At 49.6% G+C, this 26769-nt stretch carries 24 protein-coding genes; 7 read left to right on the top strand and 17 right to left on the bottom strand.

All coding sequences use genetic code 11. From position 1 onward, the window contains the following. Nucleotides 1–2: 2 nt before the first annotated feature. The 14 genes from ACI77B_RS03030 to rpmH form a co-directional block, all read right to left on the bottom strand. Nucleotides 3–1271: a DnaD domain protein gene (locus ACI77B_RS03030; protein WP_409337311.1), complete on the bottom strand. Its 1269-nt coding sequence runs from the start codon at nucleotides 1269–1271 to the stop codon at nucleotides 3–5. Nucleotides 1272–1449: 178 nt separating this feature from the next. Continuing rightward, a complete protein-coding gene (dnaB, locus tag ACI77B_RS03025; RefSeq protein ID WP_409337310.1) occupies nucleotides 1450–2763 on the bottom strand; it encodes a replicative DNA helicase in 1314 nt (437 codons plus the stop codon). A 9-nt stretch (nucleotides 2764–2772) separates the two neighbouring features. Further along, on the bottom strand, nucleotides 2773–3219 hold the full coding sequence (rplI, locus tag ACI77B_RS03020) for a 50S ribosomal protein L9 (protein ID WP_409337309.1): 447 nt from the start codon (nucleotides 3217–3219) through the stop codon (nucleotides 2773–2775). 2 nt (nucleotides 3220–3221) lie between these two features. After that, the gene (locus ACI77B_RS03015) at nucleotides 3222–5024 is read right to left on the bottom strand and encodes a DHH family phosphoesterase (protein ID WP_409337308.1); all 1803 of its coding nucleotides are present in this window, start codon (nucleotides 5022–5024) and stop codon (nucleotides 3222–3224) included. A gap of 91 nt (nucleotides 5025–5115) precedes the next feature. Then, nucleotides 5116–6018, bottom strand: a complete 903-nt coding sequence (locus ACI77B_RS03010) for a ParB/RepB/Spo0J family partition protein (protein WP_409337307.1) — start codon at nucleotides 6016–6018, stop codon at nucleotides 5116–5118. After that, entirely contained in the window at nucleotides 6018–6788 is a 771-nt protein-coding gene (locus ACI77B_RS03005) for a ParA family protein (RefSeq protein WP_178264058.1), read from the bottom strand. The genes ACI77B_RS03010 and ACI77B_RS03005 overlap by 1 nt, the downstream gene beginning before the upstream one ends. A 110-nt stretch (nucleotides 6789–6898) precedes the next feature. Continuing rightward, nucleotides 6899–7606, bottom strand: a complete 708-nt coding sequence (gene rsmG, locus ACI77B_RS03000; protein WP_409337306.1) for a 16S rRNA (guanine(527)-N(7))-methyltransferase RsmG — start codon at nucleotides 7604–7606, stop codon at nucleotides 6899–6901. Continuing rightward, nucleotides 7606–9483, bottom strand: coding sequence for a tRNA uridine-5-carboxymethylaminomethyl(34) synthesis enzyme MnmG (gene mnmG / locus ACI77B_RS02995; RefSeq protein WP_409337305.1), 1878 nt, complete (start codon nucleotides 9481–9483; stop codon nucleotides 7606–7608). Before mnmG ends, rsmG begins: the two co-directional genes overlap by 1 nt. Before the next feature lie 17 nt (nucleotides 9484–9500). After that, nucleotides 9501–10874, bottom strand: coding sequence for a tRNA uridine-5-carboxymethylaminomethyl(34) synthesis GTPase MnmE (mnmE, locus tag ACI77B_RS02990; protein ID WP_409337304.1), 1374 nt, complete (start codon nucleotides 10872–10874; stop codon nucleotides 9501–9503). Nucleotides 10875–10980: 106 nt separating this feature from the next. Then, the gene (gene jag / locus ACI77B_RS02985) at nucleotides 10981–11919 is read right to left on the bottom strand and encodes an RNA-binding cell elongation regulator Jag/EloR (protein ID WP_409337303.1); all 939 of its coding nucleotides are present in this window, start codon (nucleotides 11917–11919) and stop codon (nucleotides 10981–10983) included. Further along, the gene (locus ACI77B_RS02980; protein WP_409337302.1) at nucleotides 11919–12668 is read right to left on the bottom strand and encodes a YidC/Oxa1 family membrane protein insertase; all 750 of its coding nucleotides are present in this window, start codon (nucleotides 12666–12668) and stop codon (nucleotides 11919–11921) included. The genes jag and ACI77B_RS02980 overlap by 1 nt, the downstream gene beginning before the upstream one ends. Nucleotides 12669–12686: 18 nt before the next feature. Further along, entirely contained in the window at nucleotides 12687–12938 is a 252-nt protein-coding gene (yidD, locus tag ACI77B_RS02975; RefSeq protein WP_409337689.1) for a membrane protein insertion efficiency factor YidD, read from the bottom strand. After that, entirely contained in the window at nucleotides 12904–13275 is a 372-nt protein-coding gene (gene rnpA / locus ACI77B_RS02970; RefSeq protein ID WP_409337301.1) for a ribonuclease P protein component, read from the bottom strand. Before rnpA ends, yidD begins: the two co-directional genes overlap by 35 nt. A gap of 2 nt (nucleotides 13276–13277) precedes the next feature. Then, nucleotides 13278–13412, bottom strand: a complete 135-nt coding sequence (gene rpmH, locus ACI77B_RS02965; RefSeq protein ID WP_178264051.1) for a 50S ribosomal protein L34 — start codon at nucleotides 13410–13412, stop codon at nucleotides 13278–13280. A gap of 380 nt (nucleotides 13413–13792) precedes the next feature. On the opposite strand from rpmH, the gene dnaA reads away from it, so the two are divergent. The 7 genes from dnaA to ACI77B_RS02930 all read left to right on the top strand — a co-directional run bounded on the left by dnaA (nucleotide 13793) and on the right by ACI77B_RS02930 (nucleotide 23542). Further along, the gene (dnaA, locus tag ACI77B_RS02960; RefSeq protein WP_409337300.1) at nucleotides 13793–15145 is read left to right on the top strand and encodes a chromosomal replication initiator protein DnaA; all 1353 of its coding nucleotides are present in this window, start codon (nucleotides 13793–13795) and stop codon (nucleotides 15143–15145) included. A gap of 161 nt (nucleotides 15146–15306) precedes the next feature. Continuing rightward, on the top strand, nucleotides 15307–16422 hold the full coding sequence (gene dnaN, locus ACI77B_RS02955) for a DNA polymerase III subunit beta (protein ID WP_409337299.1): 1116 nt from the start codon (nucleotides 15307–15309) through the stop codon (nucleotides 16420–16422). A gap of 27 nt (nucleotides 16423–16449) precedes the next feature. Further along, nucleotides 16450–17547, top strand: a complete 1098-nt coding sequence (gene recF / locus ACI77B_RS02950) for a DNA replication/repair protein RecF (RefSeq protein WP_409337298.1) — start codon at nucleotides 16450–16452, stop codon at nucleotides 17545–17547. A 212-nt stretch (nucleotides 17548–17759) separates the two neighbouring features. Next, nucleotides 17760–19685 (top strand): DNA topoisomerase (ATP-hydrolyzing) subunit B, encoded by a 1926-nt coding sequence (gyrB, locus tag ACI77B_RS02945; protein ID WP_409337297.1) that lies wholly within the window; start codon nucleotides 17760–17762, stop codon nucleotides 19683–19685. A gap of 23 nt (nucleotides 19686–19708) precedes the next feature. Next, complete coding sequence (gyrA, locus tag ACI77B_RS02940) at nucleotides 19709–22219, top strand: DNA gyrase subunit A (RefSeq protein WP_409337296.1); 2511 nt, start codon at nucleotides 19709–19711, stop codon at nucleotides 22217–22219. 185 nt (nucleotides 22220–22404) lie between these two features. After that, nucleotides 22405–22803 (top strand): ATP-binding protein, encoded by a 399-nt coding sequence (locus ACI77B_RS02935; protein WP_409337295.1) that lies wholly within the window; start codon nucleotides 22405–22407, stop codon nucleotides 22801–22803. A 1-nt stretch (nucleotide 22804) separates the two neighbouring features. Next, the gene (locus ACI77B_RS02930; protein ID WP_409337294.1) at nucleotides 22805–23542 is read left to right on the top strand and encodes a SigB/SigF/SigG family RNA polymerase sigma factor; all 738 of its coding nucleotides are present in this window, start codon (nucleotides 22805–22807) and stop codon (nucleotides 23540–23542) included. A gap of 132 nt (nucleotides 23543–23674) precedes the next feature. On the opposite strand, the gene ACI77B_RS02925 is transcribed toward ACI77B_RS02930, so the two are convergent. From ACI77B_RS02925 to ACI77B_RS02915, 3 genes are all read right to left on the bottom strand, one after another. After that, nucleotides 23675–24370 (bottom strand): GTP pyrophosphokinase, encoded by a 696-nt coding sequence (locus ACI77B_RS02925; protein WP_409337293.1) that lies wholly within the window; start codon nucleotides 24368–24370, stop codon nucleotides 23675–23677. Between the two features lie 334 nt (nucleotides 24371–24704). Next, entirely contained in the window at nucleotides 24705–25763 is a 1059-nt protein-coding gene (locus tag ACI77B_RS02920; protein ID WP_409337292.1) for a 1-aminocyclopropane-1-carboxylate deaminase/D-cysteine desulfhydrase, read from the bottom strand. Nucleotides 25764–25966: 203 nt separating this feature from the next. After that, nucleotides 25967–26767: a sensor histidine kinase gene (locus tag ACI77B_RS02915; protein ID WP_409337291.1), complete on the bottom strand. Its 801-nt coding sequence runs from the start codon at nucleotides 26765–26767 to the stop codon at nucleotides 25967–25969. Nucleotides 26768–26769 lie beyond the last annotated feature (2 nt).

Raw genomic sequence — 26769 nt, 5'->3', positions numbered from 1 at the left:
GTCTACCCTAACTGATGCTGCCAGACTTCTGCTTCTTTCATCCGTTCTTCCACACAGCTGCACTGCTCTCCCAGATCCGTAATTCCGGTATCGCCGCATTTCTCGCAGCGGTGATGGATATCCGTGTATCCCATATCGTAATTGTGATCCGTAAGAAGAACCGCACGTTCTTCCGCAAGACGGTCCATCTGTGCGCGTTTTCCAGCTTCTTCCGAATCCCGGCCCTGGAGCATCGCTTTGGTCAGATCCGAACTCAGCTGGCGTGTTTCCTCATCAATTTCTTTAATGCGCGGAATCTTTTCATAGACTTCCTGAAGACGCTCCTGCGCTTCTTTTTCTTCTGTACGTCTCAGGTATTCATAGTACTGATTCAATACAGCCTGTGTAACCGGCTTTCTGGCGTTGACATCGCGCTTCTGCTTGTCCGCCTCAGTCTTCCAGTTCTTCAGAACCTTATCGACATAATTGAAGTTCGGATTGGAAATACCGGCTGTCTTGCTGCAGGCCTCTAATATTTTATCAATATTATAGCCCATGTCATCGAACCAGCTGTCCATTAAATTTTTCTCTGCCTCGGTTGCATTTCTGGTAAACCCGAGAGCCTGAAGGATTCTGCGGTACTGATAATATCTCTGATCCACATCCTGCAGATAATCCTTAACGGCATCCACCGTGTTCAGACCCTTCGACGCCCATCCGTGAACGACAGCCGAAATATACTTCATTCCGGTCTTATTCTTCTGCAGACAATACTGTACGCAGAACAGCACAACTTCCGGAGTAATCTTATCCTCGGTGATCCATTCGAGAATCGTCTTGACCTCCGTTGAACTCAGACTCCTGCCGAAATCACTCTCAATCTGTGAAAACAGTCTCTGCAGGGAATCATTATCCAGCAGATTTTCCACACCGCTCTGTGAATCCTCATTCTGATCAGTTTCTGATGATCCCGTTCCGTACATCTCATCCTTCAGGTTGACAAATTCAATGCACAAGTTGACATCCTTGTCACCATTGACAAAGCTTTTCCGGATCAGGCCCAGATCTTCCCAGTAATTCCATGCCTGCGCAACCAGTTTCTCGCTGAGACCCAGCTGCTCGGCAATCATGTGTTCACTGATTTCCATTCCGTACTGCGCGTACATATATCCGTAAATGAACACCTTCACATAGTCCCCCGGTGCTGCCGGAAGATATTCATTGATAAAGATGTTTTCGATATTTGTATCCCGCAGAAAGAAATCGCTGATTTTTTGTCTGTAAAAATTCATCTCTGCCGTCCTCAGGGTTATCCAATCTATTTTATCCTATGTTACATCCCTATGTTTGCAAAGTATATGTTGATTTTGTGATTTCAGCATATTTTCCTGAAATACCGGATATCCGGGCTTCAGGAAGAAACAGAGACCCACATATATATGTGGTCTCTTCATCTGCGGATCATATTCTTTACGCCTTGTCTGCGAACTTGGTATATCTGGCTACCCAGGTAAGTTCGATCGTTCCCGTCGGTCCGCTTCTGTGTTTTGCAAGATTGACTTCACATACACCAGGCTTATCAGAATCTTCGTTATAATAGTCATCTCGGTATAAAAAGATGACGATATCGGCATCCTGCTCGATGGATCCTGACTCTCTCAAATCAGAAAGGATCGGCCGGTGATTCGGTCTCTGCTCCGGCGCACGGGAAAGCTGTGAAAGTACGATGACCGGACAGTCCATTTCTCTGGCCAGCAGTTTCAGATAACGGGACAGATTGCTGATTTCCTGCTGTCTGCTGTCCGCTTTCCCCTCTCCATGCATGAGCTGAAGATAATCGATGACGATCAGGTCCAGCCCTTTCTCGGCCTTCATTCTCCGGCATTTATTCTTAATCTCAAATACACCGACATCCGGCGTATCGTCAATAAAAATAGACGCCCCTGCCAGCACATCGGCAGCCTGCAGAATCCGATCCCAGTCCTCGCGGTTCAGATTCCCCTTCTTGATATTCTCCATATCGACCCGGGCTTCCATGGCGAGCAGTCTCTGTCCCAGCTGCTCCTTAGACATCTCCAGGCTGAAAATCATTACTTTGGCATTTCCTTTGACTGCCGCGTTCTGTGCGATATTCAGAGCAAATGCCGTCTTTCCCATTGCCGGTCTGGCGGCAACGATGACCAGGTCGGAAGGATGAAGTCCGGCAGTAATGGAATCCAGCTGCTGAAAACCGGTGGTGAGTCCGACAACCTGTCCCTGATTGCGGACGGCTTCATTGATCATATCGATGTTGCTGATCAGCACCTCACTCAGCGGCGAATAATCACTCCGCTGCCGGGACTGCGCGATGGAGAAAATACTCTTTTCCGCATAATCCAGAATATCTTCCGCATCATCCTGACTCTGGTAGCATTTTTCACGGATTTCCTCGGAACTCTTGATCAGCGCCCGCATGGATGCCATCTCTGCAACAATCTTCGCATACTCCGATGCGTTGCTGGTTGACGGGACTCCGCCGGAGAGTTCTGCCACATAGCTTCTTCCCCCGACGGCATCCAGTTCATTTCTTCTCTTCAGTTCTTCACAGACTGTGACGATATCAATCGGCTTGCCGGAGATATACATATCTTTCATGACATGAAAGACTGCAGCGTTAGCTTTATTATAGAAATCTTCTTCCTGAATCAGTTCCAGTGTATCCGCCAGGGCGTCCCTGCTGAGAAGACCTGCTCCCAGAACAGAACGCTCCGCGTCTTCATTATGTGGAGGAATTTTTCCATTCATACTGCTTAACTACGCCTCCGTTACGTTGACTGTCAGCTCTGCGTGAATCTCATAATACAGCTTGACTGTTACATGGAAGGTTCCCATGCTCTTGATCGGACTGTCAAGCTGGATTTTCTTCTTGTCTGTATCAATTCCCAGCTGGGATTTCACAGCTTCTGCGATATCCTTGGATGTAATGGATCCGAACAGTCTTCCGCCTTCTCCGGCCTTGGTCTTGATTTCAACAGACTTTCCGTTGATGACTTCCGCCTGCTTCTTTGCCTCTGCTCTCTTTTCCGCTTCTTCTTCAGCCTGCTGTGCCTTCTCTTTCTCAAGGCTGCGGATATTCGCTTTTGTTGCTTCTACAGCCATTCCCTTCGGGATCAGCATGTTGCGCGCATATCCGTCGCTTACCTTTACTACACTGCCTGCTTTACCTGTTCCTTTTACATCCTTCTTTAATATTACCTGCATGTCTACCTGCCCTTCTCTTCATTATCTTTATCACCGTCCAGAATATTTCTGACCATCGTCAGCACTTCTTCCGGACTCATCTCCACCTGTGCGCCGGCCGTAGTTAAATGTCCGCCGCCGCCCAGTTTTTCCATGATCAGCTGGACATTAATATCACCCAGCGATCTGGCACTGACCACCGTCTGTCCGGTTTCATCCCGGCCCGCAACAAAACTTGCTTTTACGCCTCTGACGTTCAGGAGCTCATCCGCAACCTGCGAGTTGATGATCTGTGCTTCCTGATTATAGCCCGGACATATGGATGTTGCAATGCCGTCCTCTCCGATATGCGCAGAGGAAAGACCTCGCGATCTTGTTTTAAAATCATCCAGATCTGTCTGGAACAGACGCTTGACTTCTGTCGTATCCGCGCCGGCTCTTCTGAGCCAGGCCGCCGCTTCAAAGGTTCTGACACCAGTCTTCACCGCAAAACGGTTGGTATCCACGGTCATTCCCGCCAGCAGTGCTTCCGCCTCCAGCTTATCCAGATCTCTCTTATTACCTGTATATTCCAGGATCTCCGTAACCAGCTCAGCTGTAGACGAAGCATAGGATTCAATATAGGACAAGACCGGATTCGCAATGGCATCAACCGCTCTTCTGTGGTGATCGATGACCACGATACGATCTGTACACTCCAGCAGATCCCTGCATTCGACAAAACTCGGCCGGTGTGTGTCCAGGACGATCAGAAGCGTATTCTCGTCAATCAGTTCTTTCGCCCGGTCGTGCGTCAGGAAGGTGTAGGTTCCCTTCTCCTTTGCCTGCTTGAAAATCGTCTGCAGGGAATCATTGACTTCTTCAATTACAATAGAAGAATTTTTTCCATTCAGCATGCAGACGCGGAACATTCCGAGCGCAGCTCCGAATGCATCCATATCCGGGTTCCGGTGTCCCATGATCATCACGCGGTCCGCCTGATCGATCAGACGGCTCAGCGCATGGGCAACCACTCTGGACTTTCCTTTATTTCCTTTCTCTACCGTCTGCAGTTTTCCGCCGTAGTACTCGATCTTGTTTACTCTGCGTACAACAGCCTGATCGCCGCCGCGGCCAAGCGCCAGATCCAGAGCCCCGTCCGCGTAATCTCTCGTATCGGTGATGCTCTCGCCTCCGATACCGACGCCGATGCTCAGGCTCATCGGAAAATCAGCCTGCGTCTCAATGTTTCTGACCTCATCCAGAATGGAAAATTTATTCCGGACCATTTCATCCACATGACGGTATTCAAAGTAAATGATATACTCGCTCCGGCTCATGTTCACAATTGAGCCGCCGATTTTTCCCGCCCATTTGCGGATGATCTTATCCGCTTCAGAGGAAATCGTCATCCGCATGTCTGGTGACGTGTTGGCTTTCATCTCATCGTAATTGTCGATATTGACCCTGGCCACACAGACGCGTTCATTACTATAATCTTTCTTCAGCATCTCATATGCTGTGATGTCATTGAAGAATACAACAATGGCTCCGGAACTTTCATCATCCTCGTCATCTTCAGACTCACTGTCTGCCCTGCTTGTCACCAGGCTGAAGATCTTATTGTTCCGTTCTATTTTTTTAAATACACGGCTTTCTGCAGACGCTTCCAGTTCCTCCATCTTGATTCCCGTGAGCGCAAAAAAATCATAATCCTTGATTTCATCATATACGAACACTTCATCCATATAGGAGTTGGAATCTATGATTTTTCCGTTCTCATTCACGATGCACATCGGCAGCGGAACCTTTTTCGTCAGTATTTCTTTGTAATTCAGTTCTGCCATCTTTTCCTCTAACTTCCAGCTTCAGTATATGACAAATGCCCCTGAAAATTTGGGGCATATACTCAGTGTTTCACATGAAACATTCTCTCTATCACTCTGAAAGCAGCATATCCAGCAGACGGTTCAGTTCATCGCTGCTGTAATATTCCAGTTTGATCACACCTTTTTTCCCTCTCTGGTCGATGGAAACCTTTGTGCCGAACTGATTCTTCAGTCTGTCTTCCATGGCGAGGGTGTCCGCGCTTTTTACGCGTTTTTTCGGATCCTTTTTCTTGTTTTTCTTTGCCGCAAGTTTTTCAATGTCCCGGACGGAAAGTCCTTCATCCAGAATTCTGCGGCACAGCTCCAGCTGAAGGGACTTGCTTTTAATATTGATCAGTGCTCTCGCATGTCCCATGGAAATCTTTCCCGAAGCCACAAGCTCCTGAATTTCTTCCGGCAGTTTCAGAAGGCGGAGCGCATTGCTGATGTAGGGCCGGCTCTTGCTGATGCTTTTAGAAACTTCTTCCTGGGTCATCCCGTAAGTTTCCATCATCTGCTGAAGGCCGTGCGCTTCTTCAATCGGATTCAGATCTTCACGCTGCAGATTTTCAATAATCGCCACCAGCATGTTTTCTTCATCTGTGAACTCTCTGATCAGGCAGGGAACCTTCTGCAGCCCTGCCCTTCTCGCAGCTCTCCATCTTCTCTCGCCGGCTACAATCTCATAGGTTCCTTCTTCAGCGGGTCTGACGACCAGCGGCTGAATGATTCCATGTTCCAGAATAGACTGCGCCAGCTCTTCAATCTTATCTTCATGAAAATACTTTCTCGGCTGATGGCGGTTCGGCTTGATGTTTCCGATTTCTATATAGATGACTGTATTCTCCGGATTCTTCTTATCCTTTTGAATATCTTCTACAGTATGCTCCGTCTCATCTACGATCGATGCCTGTTCCGCAAACAGTGCGCCGAGGCCTTTGCCGAGTCCTCTGTTCTTTGGCTTAGAGGCCATTATTTACCCTCCCGTTCCAGAAATTCTTCTGCAAATTCTCTGTATGCAATCGCGCCCTTTGACTTCGGATCATATTCCGTAATCGCCATGCCGAAGCCCGGTGCCTCCGCCAGACGGATATTTCTGGGAATAACCGTGGAATACACTTTGGCGCCGAAATACTTCTTTACTTCCTGTACGACCTGAATGGACAGGTTCGTCCTTCCGTCGAACATACTGAGAACTACACCTTCAATTTCCAGATTCGGATTCAGGTTGTTTTTTACCAGTTCAATTGTGCTCACCAGCTGGCTGACACCTTCCAGTGCATAGAATTCACACTGGATCGGAATAAGCACGCTCTGTACCGCACTCAGAGAATTGATCGTCAGCAGGCCGAGCGACGGCGGACAGTCTACAAAGATGTAATCATACTCATCGCTGATTTTTCCAATCGCGTTGCGCAGTCTCTTTTCCCGTCCGTCCATGGCAACCAGTTCTACTTCTGCGCCAGCCAGATCCACATTGGCCGGAATGAGGTCCAGTCCCTCTACTCCTGTGTGAAGAATCGCCCGATGGGGATCGTAGTCTTTATCAATCAGAAGATCATAGACCGTGTCGGTGAGATCTTTCTTTGACACGCCTACTCCGCTGGTTGTATTTCCCTGCGGATCGATATCCAGCATGAGAACTTTCTTTCCGAACTGTGCCAGACTGGCGCCGAGATTGATGTTTGTCGTTGTCTTTCCGACTCCGCCCTTCTGGTTAAAAATTGCTATCGCTTTACCCAAAATTTCTGCCTCCTGACACTTTTACTTTAGTCACCTAACATTATATATGATTCATGTATTGAATGCCAGTTTCTTTTCTGATATACCATAATTGTTTCACGTGAAACGGATCAGCGGATTGGCGTTTTTCCAGGGGTTCCAGCCTTTCTCGGATACTTTTTCGGTGTATGTTTCACCTTTTTCACAACAACGAACTGATGCTGCATTCCTTCAACTCCTGCAGGCTGCACATGGTCGATTTGTCCGCCCAGAACCTGAACTGCTTTTTTCCCATCGTGAAGTTCCCTTTCCAGGTCTGATCCCTTATAGGAAATAAAGTATCCGCCTTCCTTCACGAATGGCAGACAGTATTCGGCAAGCACGGACATTCTGGAAACCGCCCGCGAAATGCAGAGATCATACTGCTCTCTGTGCAGGGGATCTTTTCCCAGGTCCTCTGCCCTGGCATGTACAGCCTCGACATTCGTAATGCCCGCCCGGGATAATAGATCCTGAATAACCCGGATCCTTTTCTGCAGGGAATCTTCAACCGTGAATTTCTTTTCCGGGAACAGAACCGCCAGAGGAACACCCGGAAAGCCGCCTCCTGTTCCGACATCGATAATCGATCCGGCATTCTGAAATTCAGGAAGAGAAGAAATCGAAGCGGAGTCCAGATAATGCTTGGTGATGAATTCTTCCGGATCCGTAATGGAGGTCAGATTGACATGCTGGTTGTATTCCAGTATGCCGTCCATGTAAACAGAAAGCTTTTCTGCCACATCATCACTGACGGCATACCCTGCTTCCGTAAACATCTTCTGTATCAGTTCTTTCATTATTTCATTCTCCTTTTCTTTTCCAGCCAGATCAGCAGCACATTGATGTCCGCCGGCGACACACCGGAAATACGTGACGCCTGCCCTACCGATATCGGACGGAGCCGGCTGAGTTTCTGCCGGGCTTCGATTCTCAGATTGTCGATCTTTTCATAATCCAGATCCTCCGGAAGCTTTCTGGATTCCAGCTTCTTGAACTTCTGGATCTTCCGCTCCTGCATGCGGATGTATCCCTCATACTTAATGTTGACTTCAATCACATCGATGACGTGCTGCGTGAGCTTCGGACGCTCCGGATCGATGGCCGCCATTTCTTTATAATGCACTTCCGGCCTCTTCAGAAGATCATAGAGAGATACCCTGTTATTCAGCGGAGAACTTCCGATAGAAATCAGAAACTCGTCCGCGTCATGCGGTCCGACCGTGGTTTCTTTCAGCCGCTCCAATTCTTTCCTTGCCATTTCTTTTGACCGGAGGAACTTCTGATAACGCTCCTCGGACACCAGTCCGATGGCATATCCCTTCTCCGTCAGGCGCTCGTCTGCGTTGTCCTGCCTCAGAACCAGCCTATATTCCGCTCTGCTGGTCATAATTCTGTAAGGCTCATTAGTACCTTTGGTCACGAGATCGTCGATCAGAACGCCAATATAAGCCTCGCTTCTGTCTAAAACGAAGGGATCTTTTCCAGAAACTTCCAGCGCTGCGTTGATTCCGGCCATCAGACCCTGCGCAGCCGCCTCTTCATACCCGGAACTTCCATTGAACTGTCCGGCGCAGAACATACCCCGGATCTTCCGGTATTCCAGATTCAGCTTCAGTTCCAGCGGATCGATGCAGTCATATTCAATCGCGTAGGCCGGGCGGGTGATCGTAATGTCCTCCAGACCCTCAATCGTATGATAGAACTTCTCCTGCACATCCTCAGGAAGACTGGTGGACATTCCCTGAATGTACATCTCATGGGTCTGCCGCCCTTCTGGCTCAACGAAGAGCTGATGCCGCTTTCTGTCCGGGAAGCGGTTGATCTTATCCTCGATCGACGGGCAGTAGCGCGGCCCGACTCCTTCAATCTCCCCTCCGAACAGGGCTGACCGGCTGAAATTGTCGCGGATGATTTTATGGGTCCGCTCATTCGTGTAGGTCAGCCAGCAGGGAACCTGATCCACTTCCAGAGAATCATTCATAAAGGAAAACGGAACGATTTCCTCATCTCCGTCCTGCCTCTTCATCTCATCATAGCGGAAGGTTTCCGACAGTGCTCTTGCCGGAGTTCCCGTCTTAAACCGGCGCAGCGGCAGACCCAGGCGTTTCAGATTTTCGGACAAATCGCAGGAAGGCGCAAGGCCGTTAGGTCCGCTTGGAAAATTGCTGGAACCGATGAAAATTCTTCCTTTCAGGAAGGTTCCTGTCGCAATCACGACAGCCTTACATTTATAATAGGCATTGGTCCGGGTAACGATTCCCTGAACCTGCCCGTCTTTTACATCGATATCCACTGCCTCCTGCTGCTTCATATCGAGATTATCCTGTTCTTCCAGGGTCTTTTTCATCTCCATATGATACTGATGCTTGTCGGCCTGGGCGCGGAGTGAGTGCACGGCAGGTCCCTTGGATGTGTTCAGCATCCGGCTCTGCATACAGGTCTTGTCGATGTTAATGCCCATTTCGCCGCCCAGCGCATCGATTTCCCTGACCAGGTGGCCTTTGCCTGTGCCGCCGACCGAAGGGTTGCACGGCATCATGGCCACGGCCTCCAGATTCATCGATAAAATCAGGGTGCGGCAGCCCATTCTGGCGGATGCCAGCGCTGCCTCGCAGCCTGCGTGTCCGGCGCCGATGACGATCACATCGTATTCTCCCATATAATATGTGTCCATTTTCCTGCCTTTCTGTTCTATTTCCCCAGACAGAATCTGGAGAATACTTCGGAGATTACATCGTCACCGACGGCATCGCCGATGATTTCTCCGAGATTTTCATAGGCCGCTTCCAGATCGAGGTCGATGATTTCAAGCGGTTCTTTCCGGTCTGCCAAACGCAGCGCATCGTTCAGATGGCTGCCGGCTTCTTCCAGCAGCTGCTTATGCCGGGCGTTGGTAACGATGACATTCTGGTCTGCCGTCACAGTTCCCTGATAAACACGCTGTTCGATGGAATCTTCGATTGCATCGAGACCGTTTCCGTCTTTCATCGATGCGGAAATCAGCTGGACCCCCGGAAGAAGCCTGTTCACATCTTCTGCCGTGATCTGCTGCGGAAGGTCGGTCTTATTCAGTACAACGATGGTCTTTTCGGCTTCCGCCTGCCGGAGGATTTCCCTGTCTTCCCCAGAAAGCGGGCTTCCCGCATCCAGGACCAGAAGAACCAGATCAGCCTCCGACCAGGAATCTCTCGACTTTTCAATGCCGATGGCTTCAATCTGGTCATCCGTTTCACGGATTCCCGCTGTATCGATCAGGCTGATCGGAATACCGCGAAGTCTCATATCTTCCCGGATGGTATCTCTGGTCGTTCCCGGAATATCCGTGACGATTGCCCGGGATTCTCTCAGCATCTGATTCATCAGAGAAGATTTTCCGACATTCGGCTTGCCGACGATGGCGATTTTCAGTCCACTGCTGAGAATTCTTCCGGTTTCCGCTGTCTTCAGGAGTTCTGAAATTTTCCCGATTACAGGCTTCAGATCGTCTTTCATTTTCTGATAGGTCATGATCTCAATATCCTCATCCGGATACTCGATATTGACTGTGACCTGCACCCGGATGTCCATCAGCATAGAGCGGATTTCCTTTATCTTTCCGGAAAGTGAACCGGAGAGCTGGCCGACGGCGGAATCATAGGTCTTGTCCGCACGGGCGGAAATCATGTCCATCACGGCTTCTGCCTGGGAAAGGTCCAGACGCCCATTCAGAAAGGCGCGCTCGGTGAATTCTCCCCGCTCGGCCGGCCGCGCCCCGCAGCGGTATACCAGCTGAAGAATTTTCCTGAGCGGCACGATGCCGCCGTGGCAGTCAATTTCCACCACATCTTCTGCAGTATAGGTTCTCGGTGCTTTCATGTAAACGCTCAGAACCTCATCGATCACTTTCCCGTCTTCCGGATCGATGATATGACCGTAGACCAGAAGATGATCCTTCATATTCTGTTTTCCTGACGGCGTGCGGAAGATCTGTTTTAAGATAGAAAGCGAATCTTCCCCGCTGATTCTGATAATTCCAATGCCGCCCTCTCCCGGCGGAGTAGAAATTGCTGCGATCGTATCATCCATATCATTCTCCCCTTGCCTGTTCGTATTTTGTCCTCGAAAATATATACCACTAAATCATAGCATAAAAAAGGACTGCCTGCTGAGGCAGCCCCTGTTATTCACGATATTATTTCAATTCGATGACGACTCGTCTGAACGGATCCTGTCCTTCACTTCTGGTCGTGACTTTCGGATCGTGCTGCAGGGTCGCATGAATGACCTTGCGCTCGTACGGATTCATCGGCTCCAGGCGGATGCTCCGTCCGGTATGAACGGCCTTTCTTGCAAGGCGCTCTGCCAGCTGCTCCAGTGTCTTCTCACGTCTTGAGCGGTAATGCTCTGCGTCAATGACAACCTTCACGTAATCCTTATGTCCCTTATTCACAACGAGACTGGTCAGATACTGAATCGCATCCAGCGTCTGTCCGCGTTTTCCGATAATCGTCCGGGAATCATCTCCGGAAATATCGATATGGACATGCGTTTCATCTGCTCTGGCGGTCATCTTCAGGTCCAGTCCCATCTTGGATGTGACATCCTTCAGAAAATCGAGGGCAGGATGCTCTTCCACAATCGGAAGATCTTTCACATCATCCTGCAGATTCAGCTCTGGCAGCTCCCCATGTACGGGAGCGGCCGGCTTTCTGCGGTGGGCATCCGGTCTTCTCTTCTGAGAAGAATCACGATGCTCCTGATGATGCTCTTTCGCGTATCCGGATGCTTTCTGCTGATGAGGCTTACTGCTTCCGGCTTCTGTCTCCTCGCGTTTTTTCTCCGGCTCCGCAGAAGAAGGTTCTGCTTCTGCCTGCGGTTCCGCTTTCTGCGGCTGCTCACGGACGGCCTCGCTTTCAGCCGGAGCAGTTTCCGGCTTTTCCTCCTTCGCGGCTTCCTGCGCGGATTTCTTTGTCACTCTGACCAGAGCGAGCTTGGAACCCAGACCGAAGAAGCCTCTTGAAGGCTGTTCGAGGACCTCTACGTCGACCTGATCAATCGTGCATTTCAGATCAGCGAGAGCAAGAGCGACGGCGGAATCAACGTCATCTCCCCATTTTTCAGTTACGTCCATTATCTTCTTACTCCTTCACCAGCTCGTACAGGTTTCCGGTCAAGGTGCTTTTTCAGCTTAGCCTCCATCTTATCACGCTTCATCTTCTTTCTAATCTGATTGAAACGGATATTGTAGAAAATCTGTATGAACTGACTGATAAACCAGTATGTCGCCAAACCGGCAGCATATGTTTTCGCAAGCCAGACGATCATGATCGGGAATCCGTACTTCATGACCATCATCATGGCTCCGTTCTGCTGCTGACCCGGTACACCGCCGTTTTCCGATGACATATAGAATGCGACGAATGTCGCGATTCCGGATAAGATCGGAAGAATCCACGGATCCGGCTGTGATAAATCGTTAATCCAGAGGAACGATTCATGAATCGCGAAATACATCTGTTCGCTCTTCATGTAGTTCATCGGAAGACGAAGGAGGGTGAACAGTCCCATGATGATGACCATCTGAATGATCATCGGAAGACATCCTGCCATCGGGCTCGCGCCTTCCTCTTTATAGAGCTTGGACATCTCTTCGTTCATCTTCACCGTATCTCCGGCATAACGATTCTGGATTTCCTTCATTTTCGGCTGCAGATCCGCCATACCTGCGGTAGACAGAATCTGCTTCTTATACGCCGGATACAGACAAAGCTTTACGATCAAGGTGAGAACCACCAGCGTAATGCCGTAATTTCCGATCACACGGTATAAAGCCGTAAGGATCCAGCCGAGAGGAGTGGCAAACAATCCAAAAAAACTCATTGATTAACTTCCTCCACCCTATGGAACAGGGTCAAACCCACCGGGATGGCCCGGATGACATCTCAGGATTCTGCGAATCCCCAGATAACTTCCTTTAAAAGGGCCGTACTTCTCCACTGCCTGTATAAAATATGTTGAGCATGTAGGAATATATCTGCACGTCGGCGGAAAAAACGGCGAAATGCAGATTTGATAAAACCTGACCATCAGGATCAATATCCTGGCAAGCACCTTTTTAATGACGGCGGCTGCGCGTCTGATGCCTTTCATCATGATTCATTACCCCGGTTCTTCTAAGTGCGGAAACCATAGACGACCGCACTGCCTGACAGCTGGCTTCAGTGATCGATTTCCGGGCAACGAAAATCACATCGTACCCGTCCGGAATCTGCATGCCGGAAAGCCGGTATGCCTCACGCATGAGTCTGCGCGCGCGGTTCCGGTGAACACTGTTGCCAACTTTTTTGCTTGCTAAAAAAGCGATTTTGTTGTACGGGAGGCGATTCTTCCGGTACAGAACGACGATATGCCGTGACGGAACCGATTTACCCTTCCGATAAACAGAATCAAAATCCTTTTGACTGCGAAGCACATTTTTCTTTCGCATTGTTATGCGGACAGGCTCTTTCTGCCCTTTGCTCTTCTGCGCTTCAGAACGTTTCTGCCGTTCTTTGTAGCCATTCTCTTGCGGAATCCGTGCTCCTTCATTCTCTGCCTTTTCTTAGGCTGATAAGTCTGTTTCATAATTTTACCTCCTAAATGTAATCCATACGCATAATCTAAATTGCAATATATGCGCGCGTTTCTTTATTATACTTTTTTCGATAATGTGTGTCAAACAGAACCTTTCCGATTTCCGCCGTTTCCGCGTTTTTTTGCTTTCGTTTTTTATCCGGCTCAAAAATCTTTCCCACCTTGCGCATTGATTTTTGTCCCATATCTAGTTGTGGATTACTTATAGACAACTTATGCATAGTTTTATCCACAACATGTTGATAAACTTTTTGTGATGCCTGTTTTTGACGAAAATCAAAAATCCAAGTGTGGAAAACTTTTTGATAAGCGCTTGTAAGACGGCCCTCTATCCTTTAGAATGGAAGTGATTTCATAAGAGAGGTTTAGAAATGGATAATAAAGAAATCTGGCAGGAAGTTCTGGCCATCATAAAAGAAAATACGACGGCAGCGAGCTATAAAACGTGGTTTCTGCCGACCAAAATCCGCCAGCTCGATCAGCAGATGCACATCGCTTATCTGGAGTCGGACAACGATTTTTACGCGAATATACTGAAAAACCGCTATAAGCCTCTGCTGGAGGAATCGTTCCAGAAGGTGATGAATCAGCCCTACCGCATTGTCATCAAGAAAGCTTCCGAGTATGAGCAGATGGAGGAAGAGCAGAAGCACCGTCAGCAGGTGATCAGTCCGGTAAAGCCGGGATTTACGCAGCAGCGTATTTTCAACCCTCGCTACACCTTCGATAACTTCGTAGTCGGCGCCTGCAATAAGTACGCCCATGCTGCCTGCCTTGCCGTTGCGGAAGAGCCTTCAAAGGCCTATAACCCGCTGTTTATCTACGGAGGATCGGGTCTTGGTAAAACCCATCTGATGCACGCCATCGGTATTTATCTTCTGGAAAACAGCCCGGAACTGAATGTCCTGTACGTTTCCACGGAGATGTTCACCAACGAGCTGATCAAGGCAATCGGAGAGAACCGCACCCGGGAATTCAAGAATAAATACCGCCATATCGACGTTCTTCTGATCGATGATATTCAGTTCCTGGAGGGCAAGGAAACGACGCAGGAAGAATTTTTCTATACATTTAATACACTGATTGAAGATCAGAAGCAGATCGTCATCTCCAGCGACCGTCCGCCAAATGAGCTGACCCGTCTGGATGAGCGTCTGACCTCCCGCTTTTCCTGGAACATCATCGCTTCCCTGTCTCCTGCAGATTATGAGACGCGTGTCGCGATCCTGATGAAGAAGGCGGAAAACCAGAATCTGGAGGTCACAGACGACATCTACGACGTCATCTGCCTGATTGCAGAGAAGATTACGGATAACATCCGCGAACTTGAGGGAGCACTGAACCGAATCGTCAGCTTCTCCCTGATTACCCATGAGAAGATTGATCTGACCTTCGCCAAGCGCATCCTGAAGGATGTCATCCAGAATGGCAGCAACAGCGTGACGCCAGAGAAAATCAAAACCATCGTCAGCCGCTACTTCCATGTGGAACCGTCTGACCTGGAATCCAGCACGCGCGCAAAGGCCATCGCCTTCCCACGTCAGATCGCCATGTACCTCTGCCGTGATATGACCGACTACTCATTTAATAAAATTGGAAACCTTTTCGGAAACCGTCATTACTCCACCGTCATGCACGCCTGCGAGAAGATTCAGCAGGACATCCGGGATGACGATTTCGTCAAGACAACCATAGAGAAACTGAAGTCACAGATTCAGGAGTAAGGATAAGCACTGACTTCTGCACAAAAATATCATCATGGGATGTGCGCGCATTTTTGTGTGCGTTTCAAGGTGTTTCCGACTTATCCACAGTATCCGCACCCCCTACTACAAATACTACCTAAAATTATAAAACAAATGGCTTTTCGAAGGAGGCTAAACATATGAGAATCAGCTGTTTACGACAGGATCTGGCAGGAGCGCTGAACATTGTATCAAAAGCAGTTTCAACACGCTCAACCATACCGGCAATGAAAGGAATCCTGATGGAAGCTTCAAGTGACGGAAAAGTGCTTCTGGCCTCTTCAGATTCAGACATTTCCATTCAATACACTTTAGAAGCAGACGTAGAAGAAACAGGAATCATCGTTCTTCCAGCCAAACTCTTTTCCGACATTATAAGAAGCGTTCCGGAGTCGCAGATCACTATTACAACAAGAGATGAACTTCACGCTGTCATCAGGAGTGTAAACTCTGAATTTAACATTGTCGGACTGGATGCTGACGATTTTCCGCGTTTTGAAACTCCGGGAAACAACGCACAGCATATCCAGCTTCCTGCACTTCTGTTTAAAGATATGATCGCACAGACTTCCTTCGCAGCAAGTACAGACGATTCCAGAGGAATCATCACTGGCGTTCTGATTGACATTCACGACCAGGAAATGCATCTGGCTGCGCTTGACGGCTACCGCATGGCTATTGCCAACCACAGCGTACCGGAAATCAATCCCTATTCCATCGTCATTTCCGCAAAGCTGCTGAATGATCTCTCAAAAATTATTGCAGAGATCAAGGATATTAAAAATAACACAATGCTGAATATTGAACTGGAAAACAAGAAGGCTGTTTTCATGTTCCCGGGCCTCATGGTCGAGCTGAAACTCTTTAATGGTCAGTTCGTTGACTACCGTGCAATCATGCCGAAAGACAGCACGATTACACTCAAGGTCAGCCGCAGCGCACTGCTGCAGAGCATCTCCCGCGCTTCCCTTCTGGCCAGAGACGATAAGAACAACCTGATCCGCATGGACATCCAGGATCAGATCATGTCCATCTCCGCCCGCGGAGAAGAAGGAAACCTCCATGAAGAACTTGTTGTAGAGAAAAACGGAGAGGATCTGGAAATCGGTTTTAACGCGCAGTACCTCATGGATATGCTGAAGTCCATTAAGGATGACGATATTATCATGAAATTCAGAAGCGGAATTGACCCTTGTGTCGTTACCCCGGTTAAAGGAAATGCGTACGAATACCTGGTTCTTCCGGTTCGTCTGTAACCCTGTAAACAGAGGCGAAGCCGCATTATGTATGTCAAAGAACTGGAACTGAAAAATTTCCGGAATTACGAGAGTCTGGATCTGGAATTCGACCCGCGGATCAACCTGATCACCGGCAGGAACGCCCAGGGAAAGACGAATCTGATTGAGGCTGTCTATCTGATTTCCATGGGCCGGTCCTTCCGTGCCGGACGGGACAGCGAGATGATCCGTTTTGGACAAAATGAAGCCCTGGTCAGGGCGGAAGCCGTGAAAGCCGTGATGGACACCCGGATCGACATCAGTATCAGCCGGAAATCGAAAAAGTATATAAAAAAGGACGGAAAGCAGCTGCATAAAACTTCGGAACTGCTGAACAACATCTTTATCGTTGCCTTTACGCCGGAAGATCTGCGGATCGTAAAGGACGAACCGGAAAAACGGCGCAGATTTATCGATAAAGAACTTGCGCAGATCCAGCCTGCCTATTACCTTTGTCTGAGCCGGTATAAGAAGGTGCTGCAGCAGAGGAACAGCTGTCTGAAAGAGACACCGGTCCGCCCTTCCATGCTGTCGCTGTGGGACATGCAGCTGGTGCAGTACGGCGCGGATATGATGCGGATGAGAAAGGCTTTCATCGACCGTCTGAGTGTCTTCAGCGGAAAAATCCATGACAGCATCACCAATGGGCAGGAAAAGCTGGACATTCAGTATGAATCCAATGTTCCTTATGAGGAAGATGCTTCGCGACGGCAGGAACGCCTCATAGAGACGCTGGAAAAGTCGAGGGATACGGATATAAAGATGAAAACCACGACCAGAGGACCGCATAAGGATGATCTCAGATTCCTGGTAAACGGCGTAAACGCGAGAAAATACGGCTCTCAGGGGCAGCAGCGGACCTGCGCGCTGTCTCTTAAACTTGCAGAACTCGATTTTATCCGGCAGGAAACGGGAGAAACTGCGATCCTTCTGCTGGACGATGTTATGAGTGAACTGGACCAGAGCCGGAGATCCTATCTGATTGATTCGCTGGAAGAAAACCAGATTTTCATCACGATGACTGAGGCAGAAGAGGATCTGATTCAGGCCTATGGACATCCGACCGTATTTTCCGTTCAGGACGGTCATGTGACCCTCCTGTAGAATTGTACATGTATAAATATATTAATATTAAATATAATATAATCTCAGAAGGCGTAAAATCGCCGCGTAACGATTCAAAAGAAAGGTAAAGAATAAAAAAGCTTTAAAAACCGCCTAAACTTGTAAAAAAGGCCGTTTCGTTGTATAATATAGATCTGCGGAAATTGCTCCGCAGATCGTTTTTTTATAGGAAATATTGAGGTGGTAAAACTATGACCAATAAAGAAGAAGCGGCGGCTGCCAAGCAGTATGACGCGTCGCAGATCCAAGTGCTAGAGGGGTTGGAAGCTGTACGCAAGCGTCCTGGAATGTACATTGGTTCGACCAGTGCCAGAGGACTCCACCATCTTGTTTATGAGATTGTCGACAACTCGATTGATGAAGCGCTGGCAGGCTTCTGCAGGAATATTGAAGTCACGATCCGTCCGGATAATTCCATTATGGTAGAAGATGACGGACGTGGAATGCCGGTAGATGAGCATCCGAAACTGCATATTCCTGCGGTTGAGGTCATTCATACCGTTCTGCATGCCGGAGGAAAATTCGGCGGCGGAGGATATAAAGTGTCCGGAGGACTGCATGGCGTAGGTGCTTCTGTAGTAAACGCCCTGTCCACGAAAATGATCGTAGAAGTCGAGAGAAACGGAAAACTCTACCGCATTGAATTTGCGAAGGGAAAGACCGTAAAGAAGCTGGAAGTCATCGGAACGAGCGATCACACCGGTTCCCGCACAGAATTCTGGCCGGATCCGGAAATCTTCGACACGACAGAATATGATTTCGAAACCCTGGAGCATCATCTCAGAGAGACCGCCTTCCTGACCAAGGGAGTCAAGATCACTCTGGAAGACCAGCGCCCGGGAAAAGAAAAGAAGGAAGTCTATCATTATGAGGGCGGTCTGAAGGAATTCGTAAAATTCCTGAACCGGAACAAGGACGCCGTCCATGAAGACATTATCTATTTTGAAAACCGTGAAGAGGGTCACGAGGTAGAGGTCGCCATGCAGTACACAGACCGCTACACCGAGACGATCTTCTCTTATGCGAATAACATTAATACCACAGAAGGCGGAAGCCACATCGCCGGCTTCAAGTCCGCTCTGACCAGAGTCTTCAACGACTACGCAAAGAGAAACAAGTTCATCAAGGACAGCGAGTCTCTGTCCGGTGAAGACGTCCGTGAGGGAATCACGGCGGTTGTTTCTGTCAAGCTGGAAGAGCCGCAGTTCGAGGGCCAGACCAAAACTAAGCTCGGAAACAGCGAGATCAGAGGATTTGTTGACACGACGACCAGCGCCAACCTGTCGGCCTTCCTGGATGAGCATCCGCAGCAGGCCCGCAAGATTCTGGACAAATGCCTGCGCGCGTCCAGAGCCAGAGCCGCCGCGCGCAAAGCAAGAGAGCTGACCAGAAGAAAGAGCGTCCTGGATACGCTTTCCCTCCCGGGAAAACTCGCCGACTGCTCAGAAAAAGACCCTGCCCTCTCAGAAATCTTCCTGGTCGAGGGAGATTCCGCGGGCGGCAGCGCCAAGCAGGGACGTGACAGAAAGCGTCAGGCCGTACTTCCGCTGCGAGGCAAGATCCTGAACGTAGAAAAAGCGCGTCAGGACCGTATGCTGAACTCTGAGGAAATCAAGAACATGATTACCGCGTTCGGATGCGGAATCGGAAAAGAATTCGACATCACCAAGCTGAGATACCATAAGATCATCATCATGACCGATGCCGATGTCGACGGAGCACATATCAGAACCCTGCTCCTGACCTTCTTCTTCCGTTACATGACCCCGCTGCTCGAGCACGGATATGTCTATGCGGCCCAGCCGCCGCTGTTCCGCGTGCAGAAAGGTAAAGAAACCTACTACACCTATTCCGACAAGGAACAGAATGAACTCCTCGCTTCTCTGGAAGGAAAGCCGGGAAAGGTTGACATTCAGAGATACAAGGGACTGGGAGAAATGGACTTCAACCAGCTCTGGGAGACGACCATGGACTATAATCACCGTACACTCGTTCAGATTACGGTGGAGGATGCCACAGCCGCAGATGAAATCTTCACCACTCTAATGGGAGACAAGGTTCCGCCGCGCCGTGAATTCATCCGTCAGAACGCGAAACTCGCGACATTGGACGTATAAAAAGAGTGCAGAAGGAGTAACAGGTGGAAAATTTAGAAGACAGCAAATTAATCAGGCATGAGATCCACGATGAGATGAAAAACTCCTACATCGACTACGCCATGAGCGTTATCGTAGGACGTGCGCTTCCTGATGTGCGCGACGGCATGAAGCCGGTGCACAGAAGAATTCTGTACGGAATGTCTCAGCTGGGTGTCACGCCGGATAAACCATATAAGAAGTCGGCAAGAATTGTCGGAGAGGTTATGGGTAAATATCACCCGCACGGCGATTCTTCCATTTACGATGCCATGGTCCGTATGGCGCAGGATTTCTCCATGCGCTATCCGCTGGTCGACGGCCACGGAAACTTCGGATCCATCGACGGAGACAGCGCTGCGGCACAGCGTTATACCGAGGCCAGAATGAGCCATTTCTCCTTGCAGATGTTAAGAGACATTGACAAGGATACGGTTGATTTTGTCCCGAACTTCGACGGAGAAGAAAAAGAGCCGGTGGTTCTGCCGAGCCGCTACCCGAACCTGCTGGTCAACGGTTCCAACGGAATTGCCGTAGGAATGGCGACCAACATCCCGCCGCACAACCTGGGCGACACCATCGACGCAACCGTCTATCTGATCGATCATCCAGACGCGTCTGTCGATGACCTGATTCCGATCATCAAGGGACCGGACTTCCCTACCGGCGCCAGAATTCTGGGAAAATCCGGAATCCGCGAGGCATACAGAACCGGACAGGGAAAGATCAAGGTCAGAGCCTGCTGTGAAATTCAGGAGACCAGCAGAGGCCGCTCCCAGATCGTCGTTACGGAAATCCCGTACATGGTCAATAAGGCCCGCCTGATCGAGCGCATCGCTGAACTGGTAAAGGATAAGAGCATCGACGGAATCTCTGAAATCCGTGATGAGTCCAACCGTGAAGGAATGCGTATCGTCATCGAGCTGAAGAGGGATGCCAACCCGCAGATCACGCTGAACAAGCTGTATAAGCACACTGCCCTGCAGCAGAACTTCAGCGCCATCATGATCGCCCTGGTCGATGGACAGCCGCAGCTTCTCAACCTGAAAGAGATCCTGCATGAGTACCTGAAGTTCCAGAAAGAGGTTGTCACCAGAAGAACCCTCTTCGACCTGAAAAAGGCAGAAGCAAGGGCGCACATTCTGGAAGGACTGCGCATCGCGATCGACAACATCGATGAAATCATCCGCATCATCAGAAGCGCGTACAACGACGCAAAAGAACGTCTGATGGAGCGTTTCGGACTGGATGAGATCCAGGCCCAGGCAATTCTGGACATGCGTCTTGCCCGTCTGCAGGGACTGGAGCGCGAGAAGATCGAGAAAGAGTATCAGGAACTCCAGGAGAAGATCGCCTACTATAACTCCCTGCTGGCTGACGATGCCAAGCTGATGGGCGTCATCAAGGACGAGCTGCTTGAAATCAAGGAAAAATACGGTGACGAGCGCCGTACCAAGATCGAGCGCGATGTCGATGACCTGGATGAAGAAGATCTGATCGAGGATGAGACCGTTGCCGTCACCCTCACCCATCTGGGATACATCAAGCGCGTTCCGGCAGACACATACAAGCCGCAGAAGCGCGGAGGCAAGGGCATTACAGGCCTGACCACCAGAAAGAACGACTTCGTGAAAGATCTGATCATGACCTCCACCCACGACTGGCTGATGTTCTTCACCAACACCGGAAAGGCGTACAAGATGAAGGCTTACCAGGTTCCGGAAGCGTCCAGAACGGCCAGAGGAACCCCGGCGATCAATTTCCTGAACCTGATGCAGCGTGAGAGAATCACCGCGGTTATTCCGGTGAAGAACTTCGAGGCAGAAGACCGTTATCTGATTGCCGTGACAAAGAAAGGCGTGATCAAGAAGACAGCCCTGAATCTGTTCGACACACACCGTCAGAACGGAATCATTGCCATCAGTCTGAAGGACGGAGACCAGCTGATCGACATCAAGGTTTCCTCCGGAGATAACGATGTCATTCTGGTTACCCGTGAAGGAAAATCCATCCGCTTCAATGAAGAGGATGTCCGTCCGATGGGAAGAAATGCCAGAGGTGTACGCGGAATCAACCTGGAAGGCGATGATGAAGTCGTTTCCATGGATCTGGTCGGCAGAGGAAAGAAACTGCTGGTGGTTACCGAAAACGGCTACGGAAAGCGAACAGCCGTCAGTGACTACAAGCGCCAGACCAGGGGTGGAAAAGGCATGCTGACCTATGACAAGAGCCGCTTCGACAAGACTGGCTATCTGATCGGCGCACTCTGCGTCGATGACGAGGATGAGGTCATGCTGATCAATTCCGATGGTGTAGTCATCCGCATCAAGGCGACAGATGTCAGCATCCTGAGCCGCGCTACACAGGGCGTGAAGATTATGAAGGTTGACGACGACAGCAAGATTGTCGCTATGGCCAAGGTAATCGGAGAAAACGACATCGAAAAGGCAGAGGCAGATAATGCCGCTGCAGAAGATGCCGCAGAAGCAGAGAAACAGGAAACCATGAAGTTTTAACCTCGGGTTTTCATTCGGGAAATAAATGTCAGCAGCGGGGCCGTCCGTCTCTGACGCACAGCAGTGTGCCGCCAGAGACGGCAGTCCCCTTCTGATGTTTCCGGTTGTTTTTTTGAAAAACTGGGTATATACAATCATGCGGATAATCCGCATGAGAACGAATGGAAAGTATGAGGGGTAAATCAATGGATCATATTAAATTTATCATCCCGGGAAAACCAGAATACCTGACAATGGTACGGCTTGCCATCACATCTATTGCCACAACGGCAGGTTTTGATCTGGATGCTGCGGAAGATATAAAGACTGCAGTCTGCGAAGCGTGCAAGAATGTATCCTGCCACGGCTTCAGCGGATTTTCCGATCAATATGAAGTTGACTGCGACGTAGAAAAAGGTAAAATAGATATCATCGTAAAAGACGATTGCAGCAAGCATACGCTTGCGAAGCTGAATCCTCCTTGCCGTAAGTGTCCGCAGGAGGGAGACGTAGGTGTTTTTGTCATCAAGTCTCTGATGAATGATGTGACATTCGACAAAGATGAAGAGGGCAGAAAACGAATTACAATGACGAAAAGAGTGTAATATGTCCGATCTGCAAGAGCTTGTCAAATATAAAGAAAACCCGACAATTGAAAAACGGAATGAATTGGTGGAGAGTCATCTTTATATGGTCGACATTCTCATCCGCAAATACCTGAATAAAGGCGTGGATTACGACGATTTATATCAGGTAGGAGCGCTTGCTCTGGTTCAGGCAGTAGAACGTTTCGACCCTTCCAGAGGGTTTGAGTTCAGTTCCTTTGCGACGCCGACGATTCTGGGCGAGATCAAGAAGTATTTCCGCGATAAACAGTGGAGCCTCAAGGTTCCGCGCCGTCTGAAGGAAATCGCCTCAAAAGTCCAGAAGGCCAAGGAAGAGCTGTATAGTAAGAATCATAAACAGCCGACAATTCCGGAAATCGCGGAATACACAGGTTTTCCGGAAGAGCAGATTATTGAATCCATGGAAGGTTCCCAGGCATACGGAACCTATTCCCTGGACAAGACCTTTGAAGATGCCGGTGAAGATGGTGAAAGCGCATTTCTGGAAAAATACACCGGATTCGATGAAAAAGGATTCGACCGGGTGGAAATGGCAGATATTATCGATACTGTGCTGGAGAAGCTCAGTGACCAGAATAAGTACATCTTCCGTGAACGCTTTATTTTCAACCGTTCACAGTCTTCAATTGCAAAGACGCTCGGTGTGTCGCAGATGACCATTTCCAGAGCAGAAAGAAATATCATCAAACAGTTCCGTGAAGAACTGCACCGAAAATAGAGAGTAAAAACCGTATATACATAAAGAAAGCGCCGGCAAGTGGTTCATCCCTGCCGGCGCTTTCTTCGTTTCAGGAGCTGTTTTTTATCTTTATGCTTATGTGTCTGCGTGCAGCTATATGTCTGTGTGCTGCTATGCGCTCATTTCACTGCTCGTGCGGATCAGGTCTCTTAACGTCTGCATCGAAAGGTCAACGGACGTGATTTCATCCGCGCAGCTTTTCAGCTCGGCACGCAGAAGTTCCTGACTCGAGCTGTTGTCCTTCTTATAGCTGAGCTGGTGGTCCAGGCAGGCCCAGAAATCCATAGCGATGGTGCGGATCTGCACTTCCGCGAAAACGCCCTCTTCACCCTGGTATCTCCCGCCGCAGATCTGGCCGTCATGCCTCTTCGGGATGAAGAGGATCATGTGATAGCTCCGGTATCCGCTGGCCTTGGGATGTCTGACATAATCCTTCAACTGGACAGTCCGGATTCCCGGAATGCTTCTCAGCCACTCCGCGGCGGCGTAGATATCATCATTGAACGGACAGATGATGCGGACGCCGACGGCATCGTGAATTTCACTGAGCGCATTCTCCGCATCCGGCTTCAGTCCTCTTTTCTGCAGCTTTCCGATCATACTTCCCGCCGACTTGATTCTGCTGCTGCAGTACTGAATCTGCTGCATATCGTCCGCAGTCTGGGTTTCCTCTGCATGGCGGCGGATCGTGTCTACCAGCCATTCCTCCGTTTCTTTTAATGTGGAATAATATTTTCCGTAGAATATTTCAGTATCACTGACGATTCCTGTCGTCTTGTTTTCTTTTCCTGTATAAATCAGTGTCATTGCTTTCACAACCTCCTTTTTCGTCTTCAGAGGCTTCGGGAAGAATGCCGCATGCGCGCATACTCGCGTGTTTCGGATTTTCCCGCTGCACTCTTTTCTGAAGATGTTTTTATCATAGCGGATGAACTTTAAATCTACTTAAAGAAAGCCGTGAAGGATCTGTGGAATTCTGAAGGGGGATTGTGATGAAACCATGTTGCCGGCAGCCGGAAACGTCGGAAAATACCACGAAAAGGCAGATCCTCCGACAGGAACAATAAAACATCGGAGAATCGCCTGAAATGAAAGAAATTCCGATTCAGCCCGGATTCAGCTGATATCGGAATTTCTTTTGTTACTGATTCAGAATATGAATGTGGTCAATCAGTTCCTTTTCCATCTCCACGCGGTGATGCTTTGTGTAAATTCCCGGAATTCCGCCCGTGTGGATCATAATGACCGTTTCTCCCTTGAAGAGGCCCTTTTTTGCCATGGAGACCAGGCCGGAGAAGGTCTTTCCGGTGTAGCAGGGATCGGTGATGATGCCCTCTTTCCTTGCCAGGTAATACATCGCCTCGCGGACGCTTTTCAGCGGATTGTTGTAGGCGCCGCCGTCATATTCGGTAATCAGATCGAAGTCCTCTTCAGGAATATCCTCTGAAAGGCCGTAATATGCCTTCAGACGGTCGTAATACGCTTTTGCGTCCTTCTGTCCGTTTTTACGTTTTTCTTCGCTGTCAGCGCCTTTAAACGGCAGGACGGAAATTCCGGACAGCTTCATGGAGAGGTGCTCATTGGCGATGGCCGCGGCCAGGCCGGTGTAGGTTCCCAGACTTCCCGCAGTGACGATGAGGTGCGGATTTTTCAGCTGCTTTTCCTGAATCTGCTGGTCGAGCTCCAGGGCGCAGTCGTAATATCCCAGCGCGCCAAGTTCATTAGAACCGCCCATCGGAATGTAATAGACCTTCTCACCCTTTGCTTCCCATTCTGCCGTGACTTTCGCGACAGCCTCATCCAGAAGTTCGTCGGCATCCTCCCCTTCCTTCTGATGCACCAGATAGACGTGACAGTCCATAATGCCGTCCAGAAGCAGATTTGCGGACAGTTCGCCCGGATATTCATCCACCGTGACGATCGCCGATTTCAGGCCGAATTTCGCGGCTGCAGCGGCGGTCAGGCGTCCGTGGTTGGTCTGTGCGCCGCCTACCGTCAGAAGCATGGTTGCCTGTTGGTCCAGCGCGTCCTTCAGGAAATACTCCAGCTTGCGCAGCTTATTTCCGCCCGTGCCCAGATTGGTCAGATCGTCCCTCTTCATCCAGAATTCAATGCCGAGGTCCTCCGATACGCGGTCCATCCGTTCAAGAGGCGTCGGCGTGTTCAGAAAATGAATTTTTTCTCTGCCTAATGTCATCATGTCCTCCCTGTTTTCAATATATATAACGATTGTATTACAGTCGATTCACCAATTCCGCGGATCCGGCAAAAAACACCCGCCAGGGGGATTCCCTGCTGCGGCTGTCCTTCCGCTGTGCCCTGTCCGTCTGCTGCGGCCGGTCTTTCAGGTGTGCTCTGCCTTTCCAGTATTTTGTCCCTGGCCTTCTGCCCTGCCCCGTTCTTTCAGCGCAGGAGAACCGTCATTTTCAGCGAATGGCCGTCCTCAGAAGAAGCCGTGATCTTCCCGTGGTGCATCTCCGCGGCCGCTTTTGCGATGGAAAGTCCGATTCCGTATCCGCCGGTCTCCGCATTATGCGAAGCGTCATCCCGGTAGAAACGGTCGAACAAATGCTCTAAATCGCTGGTATTCAGCGGATTTGTCGTGTTCTCCACCGTCAGGAAAATGTCTTTCTTTTTCTTTTTCAGTGAAAGTGCGATTTTTCCGTCTTCCGGAGAATATTTTATCGCGTTGTCAAGAAGAATGGAAGTCAGTTCCTTCAGGACCTTCTCGTCGCCGAAGTAACGGATTCCCGGCTGGATGTCCAGGCTGAACTCCTTGCGTTCAACCTTTGTCCGGCTCTGAAAAGACTCCGCCATTTCCTGAATGCTGGAGGAAAGGTCCATCTCCGCCCAGTTCTGCAGGTCCTCCGGAGATGCCTCTTCCAGCTTGGACAGCTGAATCAGGTGGTTTGTCAGATCGGTCAGGCGCCCGACCTGCTTGTGGATGTCGCTGCACCACTCATTCTCCCCGTTTTCCATTTCCAGAACCGCAAGATCCGCATCGATGACCGTAAGCGGCGTCTTGATCTCATGTCCCGCGTCCGTGATGAAGCGCCTCTGCCGCTTGTAGCTCTCGTAGACCGGCTGCATTGCCATTTTCGACAAAAGGAGAATCAGAACGAAAACGGCTGCAAGACCCGCAAGGGAAACAAGAAAACTGTCGGTCAGAAAATCCTTCCGGACCCAGATCGTTTTCTTCTGCATGG

The organism is Eubacterium sp. F2 (assembly GCF_046244355.1).
Classification (GTDB): Bacteria; Bacillota; Clostridia; order Peptostreptococcales; family Anaerovoracaceae; genus Aminicella.
The sequence above is the reverse complement of the archived record's forward strand: the minus strand, read 5'-3'. Positions and strand labels throughout refer to the sequence as shown.